Source organism: Micrococcus sp. KRD070, from assembly GCF_017168435.1.
Lineage (GTDB): Bacteria > Actinomycetota > Actinomycetes > Actinomycetales > Micrococcaceae > Micrococcus > Micrococcus luteus.
Map to the genome: position 1 here is coordinate 26,582 of NZ_JABFNH010000007.1, position 8,093 is coordinate 34,674.

Annotated in this window: 6 protein-coding genes, 1 tRNA gene and 2 pseudogenes; 5 read left to right on the forward strand and 4 right to left on the reverse strand. The window is 70.3% G+C overall.

The features are described 5' to 3' along the window. The first annotated feature begins 43 nt into the window (after positions 1 to 43). The 3 genes from J1M38_RS02240 (at position 44) to dnaG (ending at position 3,324) form a co-directional block, all read left to right on the forward strand. Complete coding sequence (locus J1M38_RS02240) at positions 44 to 1,075, forward strand: bile acid:sodium symporter (protein ID WP_206481679.1); 1,032 nt, start codon at positions 44 to 46, stop codon at positions 1,073 to 1,075. Positions 1,076 to 1,137: 62 nt separating this feature from the next. Next, positions 1,138 to 1,383 carry a hypothetical protein gene (locus J1M38_RS02245; protein ID WP_069942019.1) on the forward strand — a complete coding sequence of 82 codons (246 nt, stop codon included), beginning with the start codon at positions 1,138 to 1,140 and terminating at the stop codon, positions 1,381 to 1,383. Between the two features lie 30 nt (positions 1,384 to 1,413). Next, the gene (dnaG, locus tag J1M38_RS02250; RefSeq protein WP_206481686.1) at positions 1,414 to 3,324 is read left to right on the forward strand and encodes a DNA primase; all 1,911 of its coding nucleotides are present in this window, start codon (positions 1,414 to 1,416) and stop codon (positions 3,322 to 3,324) included. 81 nt (positions 3,325 to 3,405) lie between these two features. Here the strand turns inward: dnaG and J1M38_RS02255 are convergent, their stop codons facing one another. Then, entirely contained in the window at positions 3,406 to 4,074 is a 669-nt protein-coding gene (locus tag J1M38_RS02255) for a PepSY domain-containing protein (protein ID WP_041103551.1), read from the reverse strand. A 203-nt stretch (positions 4,075 to 4,277) separates the two neighbouring features. Between J1M38_RS02255 and J1M38_RS02260 the strand changes: the two genes are divergently transcribed. Together J1M38_RS02260 and J1M38_RS11900 are read left to right on the forward strand one after the other, a co-directional pair. Next, positions 4,278 to 4,349 (forward strand) — tRNA-Asn (locus J1M38_RS02260). A 140-nt stretch (positions 4,350 to 4,489) separates the two neighbouring features. Further along, positions 4,490 to 5,203 (forward strand): annotated as a pseudogene (locus tag J1M38_RS11900) (transposase); the annotation flags it as partial. Between the two features lie 115 nt (positions 5,204 to 5,318). Here the strand turns inward: J1M38_RS11900 and J1M38_RS02265 are convergent. The 3 genes and pseudogenes from J1M38_RS02265 to J1M38_RS02275 all read right to left on the reverse strand — a co-directional run. Then, a complete protein-coding gene (locus tag J1M38_RS02265) occupies positions 5,319 to 7,427 on the reverse strand; it encodes an acyltransferase family protein (RefSeq protein WP_063190275.1) in 2,109 nt (702 codons plus the stop codon). Between the two features lie 253 nt (positions 7,428 to 7,680). Beyond that, positions 7,681 to 7,884, reverse strand: a pseudogene (locus J1M38_RS02270) (integrase core domain-containing protein); the annotation flags it as partial. 53 nt (positions 7,885 to 7,937) lie between these two features. Beyond that, positions 7,938 to 8,093: integrase core domain-containing protein (locus J1M38_RS02275; RefSeq protein ID WP_148110711.1), on the reverse strand; the 156-nt coding region annotated here is incomplete at its 5' end.

Consider the following 8,093-nt stretch of genomic DNA (forward strand, 5'->3'; position numbering starts at 1 on the left):
GTAGGGGTCAGCCCCCGCCCGGATCGCTCCGTACGCTGGCGGCATGCCGTCCTCCCCGCCCCGCCGCGCCCTGGTCGCCGCGCTCGAACGCCACCAGGTGGCGCTGTACCTCGCGGGGATCGCCGCGGGTGCCGTCGTCGGGTGGGCCGTGCCCGGGGCCGACGCGTGGGCGGTGCTCGTCGAGCCGGTCCTCGCGCTGCTCCTGCTGGCGACGTTCCTGGCGGTGCCGTTCGCCGCGCTGGGCGCGGGCCTGCGGGACGGCAGGTTCCTGGCGGCACTGCTGGTCCTGAACTTCGTGGTGGTGCCGGCGGTGGTGTTCGGGCTGAGCCGGTTCGTGACCCACGACGACGCGCTGCTCGTGGGCGTGCTCCTCGTGCTGCTGGCCCCGTGCGTGGACTACGTCATCGCGTTCACCGCGCTCGCGGGCGGGGCGGCCGAGCGGCTGCTGGCGGCGGCTCCGCTGCTCATGCTCGTCCAGCTGGTCGTGCTGCCCGTGCTGCTGCGCGTCGTCGCCGGCGAGGCTGCCGTGGCCGCGGTCGACGTCGGGCCCTTCGTCCGTGCGCTGGTCCTGCTGATCCTGGCGCCGCTCGCGCTCGCGGCGCTGCTCCAGTGGGGCACGGCGCGCGGCCGCGGCGGGGTGCGCCGCACGGCAGCCGGGGTGGTGCGCGGGTGCACGGCGGCGATGGTCCCGCTCATGGTCGTCACGCTGTTCACGGTGGTCGCCTCCCAGATCCGCGGGGTGGGGGAGCGGTTGCCCGCACTGGCCGCCGTCGTGCCCCTGTTCGCGGCGTTCGCCGCCGTGATGGTGGCCCTCGGCGTGGTGGCTGCGCGGTGGGCGCGTCTCGACGTGCCCGCAGGACGGGCGCTCGTGTTCTCGGGCGTGACGCGGAACTCCCTGGTCGTGCTGCCGCTGGCGTTGGCCCTGCCGGCGAGCCTGGACCCGGCCCCGCTCGTGGTGGTGACGCAGACGCTCGTGGAGCTCGGGGCGATGGTGAGCCTCGTCCGGCTGGTGCCCCGGCTGCTGCCGCTGCACGGGCAGTCCGCGGGGGCGGGCGCGGGTCGAACCGTGACCTGACCGCCCAGAATGTTGCCTTACCGTGACCGGAATCACGGTCCCGGGTGGCTATGGTGGGCGACATGAGCCTCTCGTTCGTGTCCTCGGCGCGCCGCCGTCACGGCGGCCTGGCGTCGGCCGCGCTGTTCCATCCGCTGGTCGAGGCGGCCACCGGCGCACTGCCCGTCATCGACCCCGCCACCGGGCGCCCCGCGTCCGAGGGAGTGGACGCGGCGCGGACCGAAGCGTCCCGCGCGGCAGGGACCGGTCCTGCACAGGCCGCAGCGGAGACCGAGCCATCCACGCAGGCCGGTTCCGCTCGGGGCTGACCGCTCCGCCCCCTCCCTAGAATGGTCCGCATGGCTGGACTGATCGTGCGCAAGGACATCGACCTCGTCCGCGAGCGCACGGATCTGAAGGCCGTCGTGGAGGAGTTCGTCACCCTGCGCTCGGCAGGCGTGGGCTCATTCAAGGGGCTGTGCCCGTTCCACGACGAGCGGACGCCGTCGTTCCACGTGCGCCCCGGCGTGGGCACCTACCACTGCTTCGGCTGCGGCGCGCACGGGGACGTCATCAGCTTCCTCATGGAACTCGAGCACACCACGTTCACGGAGACCGTGGAGCGGCTGGCGTCCCGCGTGGGGGTGGAGCTGCACTACGAGGACGGCGGCACCGGCCCGGACAAGGCGGAGACGGGGCGCCGTCGTCGCCTGTTCGAGGCGAACAAGGTGGCGGACGAGTTCTTCCGTCGGGCCCTCGGCTCGCCCGAGGCCCAGGCCGCCCGCGACTTCCTCACCCAGCGCGGGTTCACGCAGGAGCACGCGGTGCAGTTCGGCCTCGGGTACGCCCCGCAGGGGTGGTCGCATCTGCTGGACCACCTCCGGCAGCGCGGCTTCCGGGACGAGGAGCTGCGCGCCTCCGGGCTGGTGTCCGAGGGACAGCGCGGCCTGTACGACCGGTTCCGCGGCCGCCTGCTCTGGCCCATCCGGGACATGACCGGCGCGACCATCGGCTTCGGCGCCCGCAAGCTCTACGACGACGATCCCGGCCCCAAGTACCTGAACACCCCCGAGACGCCGCTCTACAAGAAGTCCCAGGTGCTCTACGGCATCGACCTGGCCAAGCGCACGATCGCCAAGGAACGCCAGCTGGTGCTCGTCGAGGGCTACACGGACGTGATGGCGGCCCACCTGGCCGGCGTCGGCACGGCCGTGGCCACGTGCGGCACCGCGTTCGGCGCGGACCACATCAAGGTGGCCCGCCGCCTGATCTCCGACGACGGCACGGGCGGCGAGGTGATCTTCACCTTCGACGGCGACGAGGCCGGGCAGAAGGCCGCCCTCAAGGCGTTCGACGAGGACCACCGGTTCCTCGCCAAGACGTTCGTGGCCGTGGAGCCCAGCGGCATGGACCCGTGCGACCTGCGCATGCAGAAGGGCGACGAGGCCGTGCGCGCGCTCATCGCCTCGCGGCGGCCGCTCTTCGAATTCGCGATCCGGGCGGGGCTGAAGGACTACGACCTGAACACCGTGGAGGGCCGCGCCGGCGCCCTGCGCCACGCGGCGCCGATCGTGGCGGGGATCAAGGACGCCGTCCTGCGCCCGGGCTACGAGCGGGAGTTGGCCGGCTGGCTCGGCCTGGACCCGAACGCCGTGCACCGGGCCGTGGCCGCGGCCGGGCGCGCACCGCGGCGGGGGCCCGAGCCCGAGGCACGGCCGACCCCGGCGAGCGACGGGCAGGCGGTCGGGCCCACGGGCCGCCACGGGGAGGCTGCCGCCCCGGCGCCGCGGATCGTGGTGCCGGTGGACCCGCGTGACCCCGTCGCCCGCCGGGAGCGGGAGTCCCTCGAGGTGGTGCTGCAGCACCCCACCCTGCTCTCCGCGGAGCAGTGGACCGCGCTGTACGCCGCCCGCTTCACGGTCCCGCAGTACGCCGCCGTCCACCAGGGCGTGAAGGTGGCCGGGTCGGCGGGGGCGACACCGCAGCGCTGGGTGGACGCCGTGCGGGACGCCGTGCCCCAGGAGGTGGCCGGCGTCGTCTCCGAGCTGGCCGTCCGCGACCTGCCCGCCCGCACTCCCGAGGATGTGGACCGGTACTGCCGGGACATCATGAACCGCCTGTTCGCCCTGCAGATCGTGCACCGCAAGGAGGAGCTGCTCGGGCGCCTGCAGCGGCTCGGCCCCGAGGGCGACCCCGCCGAGTTCACCCGCCTCAACAGCGAGCTCATGGAACTGGAGGCGCGCCGCCGGGCCCTCCGAGCCGACGACTGACCCCCACCCGTTTTCGTTCGGGAAACGGCGGCTCCAGGCGCGTTTTCGTTCGGGAAACGGCGGCCCGTCGGCCGCGCGGCGTCAGCGCTCGTCGACCGTGAGCACCTCGCCGGACGTGGCGTCGATCTCGACCTCGGGGCCGTCGGAGCCGTCCTCGCGATCGAACCCGACCTCCCACTGGAGGGTGCCGTTGTCGTCCTCCAGGTCCATCTCGTCCAGGGTCACCCCGTCACGGCCCTCCCGGGCGGTGTCGAGGGCCTGCTGGGCGGTGACCTCGGCCTCCTTCGCCTTCTGGACGTCCTCGGGATCCGACTCGCGATCGGTCTCGGTGATGTCGCCGTCGGCGGTGACGTCCAGCTCCTTGGCCCCCTCGCCCACCACGACGTCGACCTCCCAGGTCGTGTCATCGTCGTCGGCATCCACCGCGACGATGATGCCGCCGGCGTACCTCTCCAGGACCGCGTCGATCACGGCGTAGGCGGTCTCGTCGGCCTGGCCGGTGGCCGAGCCGCTGCCGGCCGCGGCGGCCGTCGACGAGGCCGAGGCGGAGGAGGCTGACGACGACGTCGCCGAGCCCGACGCGTCGTCCGTGGCGGGGGTGCTCGCCAGGGACGAGGAAGCGTCGACCTCCGGCGAGGCGGAGCCGTCATCGCCGTTGTCAGACGTGGTGCCGCAGGCCGCGAGGGCGAGGGCGGCGAGCATGCCCGTGCCGGTCAGGGCGGTCTTGCGCGTGAGGGTCGTGATGGTCATGGACACGTCTCTCCTTCGGGTCCGTTCCTGATGGTTTTGGGGTGTCCGCGCACCGTAGGCCCGCCGGAACCGTGCCTGGCAAGGGCCCGGTCCCCGGGCGTGGGTAGGACGACGACGGCGCCCCGCGGCCGGGTGGCGCGCAGGCAGGGGCTCTGGTAGAGTTCCATCCGTTGTCCGAACGGCTCCGGTGGTTCGCGGCACATTCCCCCGTAGCTCAACGGCAGAGCATTCGACTGTTAATCGAAGGGTTGTTGGTTCGAATCCAACCGGGGGAGCGATCCTGAAGCCCCTGCACCGACCATGTCGGTGTGGGGGCTTCTTCGTGCCTGGAGGATGACCGGGCCTAGAACGTGTCTGGCAATGAATCCAGGGGTCAGCTGACACCCTGGATCGCATCTTTCGTATCCAGACGCTCTCCGACGCCCGGGTGATGGCCGAGGTCATCATCTGCCGGTATCAGCACGTGAGTTCTGTGGCGGGATCTGCCCGAGGTCTACGGGCCCTGGCAGACCGCGCTGACCTGGTGCTGGCGGATGGCAGCTGAGGGCACCTGGCATGAAGTGCTAGCAACATTGGCGGCCGCCAGCGACGCCCAGGGCCTCATCTATGGATCGGTCCGGACTGGACTCCGCGATCGCCCACGCTCATCAGCAAGCCACGGACATTGCCCGCCATGCAGGGGATGGATCGAACTACGGGAATCTGCGGGATGAACCTGCCGGTCGCGGTATCGGACGCTCACGTGGCAGGTTGAGCACGAAGATCCATCAGCTCGACGCGGGGGCAGGAATGCCATTGGCCAGCTTGATCGCCTGAGCCAGGCAGGGGATTGACCGATGACGACTCCACTGCTTGGGCAGCCGCGGCGGTCATCCCCGTGTGAGCTGGCCATCAGGGCCACCGCAGGCGTCGTGGCTGCAGCAGCGGGTGCCCCGTCGGTTTCGACGCAGTCGCCTGTAGGGGCCGCAATGTCATCGAACGTCAGTATGCGCCCCTGCAGCAGTAGCGCGGACGGGTGGCCAGGTATGACGAGTGCACGATCATCTACCGGGCCGCCGAGCGCCTGACCACTGGGGTCACATGGTTGAAGCTGGTGTCAGACACGCCCTGGGCGCGCCCGGCGCCGTAGTTCTGCTCCGCATGCTGCCCACCTCTTCGAGGCCGATAGAGGAGCGGGAACGGACTGAGGGTGTCATCAACACCCGCACCATTCCCATCCCTTGATCAGCGCGCTCGAGAGAGCCTCAGCGTCCTAGACGCATGCCGTCGTGCTCCAGGGCCGCCAGCACACGCTCGATGAAGACGGGAGCAAGAGTCTCTACATACGTTGGGGTGAGGTGGTTGTCGTCCCAGTACACATGGACGTTGCCCACCGTGGGCTGGCACTGACGGTCCGGGCAGATCATGTCGTTCAGCTGCACCTGCGCGATGCGGGGATGAGCATCGGCCAATCCGGCCAGGGGGCTGGTGTTCGGATCGAGTACGGCATGCGTCCAGCGGCACGTCACCGCATCGACCCCGTGCATCGTTCCGCAGGTCGTGGGCGATCCGGCCGCAAACCGGGGGTTGTCCCGGAGCGCGAGGACATGGGCACCCGTCCCCGCAATCTCCTCCATCCGCCCGGTCATCCCCGGGGTGAGCATCTCCTCGTCCTCGTAGGTGCTGCGTGTGCCCTGCATGAAGACGACGTCCGGGCGCACATGCTCCACGACCAGGTTGAGGTCTGCCAGGAAGTCCGGGCACTTCGGGGAGTCGTCCACCTGCTCCTCCATCGGCGCTACCAGGCAGCTGCCCCGCGTATAGCTGACGACCTCCAGCCGTCTCTCCTCACCGAGGCGCCGGAGAGCGGGGGACCACTGCATCACGTGGCTGTTGCCGGCCATCAGCACGACGCCGGCCGGATCTGCTTGTGGGACGAGGACATGGCACGACTCGGCTCCGACCTCGGTCAACTGTGCTTCCAGGGCGGGGTCGCACTCCTCGGGGTACTCGGGGAAGGGGTACCGTCCCTCCACCACGGGCAGAACAGGGGCACCGGGGTCTCCAGCTGGCTCGTAGTCGGGGCGCAGGACGGCGGCGCCCGGGTTGTTCCGGTCGGCCGCCTCGAGGACTCGTGCGGACTCCGCTGCCTCGGCGCCGCGCCACAGGGTCACCGGCGCCACAACGAGAGCGGCGCAGGCCCCCAGTACGACGGCGGACCGCCAGGCGGCCGTCTGGGGCCAGCCCCACGCCCGCAGCGGACGCTCCACGCGCGCCGAGAGGAGGATGGCCGTGCCGAGGGAGACAAGGACGAGAGCAACGCCCGCGGCTGCGCCGGGCTTCTGCGATCCTGTGAGGACGGAGTAGGTGATGAGCAGCGGCCAGTGAACGAGGTAAAGGGCGTAGGCGGAGTCACCCAAGCGGGTGAGGGGCCGGGAGGCCAGTATCCGGTCCACACCGAAATGGGAGCCGCTGGTGCCCGCGACGATCACAGCAGTGGCCGACATCAGCGGCCACAGCGCGATCCAGCCGGGGAAGGCGCCCTGGACGTCCACCACGACGCCGACGGCGATCATGCTCGCGAGCCCTGCCCAGCCGAGGAACACCCGTGTGCGCCGTCCCAGGTGAAGGAATGGAAGGGCAAGCGCGAGGAGGGAACCGAGGGCGAACTCCCATAGGCGCGCCCGGGTGTCGAAGTACGTGAACGCCTGGTTCTGGGAGGTCTGGGTCACCGACCACAGCAGGGACACGACGAACACCGAGGCGAACGCAGTCGTGAGGACGGCTCGGGGCCGCGCCCCGGTGCGGCGGGCCACCAGGGCTGAGACAAGGAAGAGGAGCGGCCACAGGATGAACACCTGCCCCTGGACCGACAGCGACCAGAAATGCTGGAAGGGGGACAGCGAGGTGTTGTCGGCGGCGTAGTAGTCGACGGCATTGAACGCCAGGGCCCAGTTTTCCACGTAGAGGGCCGACGCCAGCGCCTCCGTCCGCCACGAAGCACGGTCGGCCAGCGGATACACCGTGGCCACGGCAACCAGGGTGGTCAAGATCGTCAGCACCGCCATGGGCATGAGGCGCGTGAAGACGTGAAGCCAGTAGCGCCCCACCGCGAGGGGCCTTCCGGACTCCATCTTGCGGGTGAAGGAGCCTGTCAGGAAGAAAGCCGAGATGAACAGGAAGATGTCGACGCCGCCCGACACCCTGTCCGTGAAGATGTGGAACACCACCACCAGAAGGACGGCTACCGCGCGCAAACCCTGGATCTCGGGTCGCCAGTCCGCCCGCCGTCGGGCCGCCGCAGGAGTCGAATCGGGCCCATCAGCCGCGTGTCGGGGGCGGTAGCCGCGGGGATAGACGGGCGGATTGGTCATGGTGGCCTCAGCAGTGTCAGAGGGATGGGAAGGCAAACGGCAACATCATGCCTGAGGGTGATTCTTTCGAACGGGAAGCTGACCAGCGGATTAAGGCTCGTGGTCCAGCCCTCACGTCGCACAACGGCGCCCGCACCCTCGCGCGGTAGGGCGCGGGCGCCGTCGTGGAGGTGAAAGGGAACGCCTCAGGCGCAGGCGTCGTCGGCCTCCCCGGACTACTGCTCACTGAAGCGCCCTGGGTTCCGTTCCGAGGTCAGGATGCGACGGGCGCTGAATCCTGATCGTGAGTGTAAGCCGCCTCAACCTCTGCGGGAGTGTGATAGCCAAGGGCCTCATGCAGGCGGGTGGTGTTCCACCAGTGCACCCACCCCATGGTGGCCAGCTCGACCGCCTCGGTCGACTCCCACACCCGCTTGGCGTGGATGAGCTCGGCCTTGTAGAGCCCGTTCACGGTCTCCTTGAAGCGTCCCGGGTTTCGTGCCGCTCCTATGTGGGTGTGAGCCGCCCCCTTCATTCGGTCCGGACGTTCTGTGAGTCGTCGGTTTCCATTTGATGGGTGCACTGCCGAGCGTACTCGGCTGGGGTTAGGTAGCCGAGCGAGGAGTGCCGGCGGTGGTGGTTGTACTCGTCCTTCCAGTCGCCGATGATGACCTGTGCGTGCAGCAG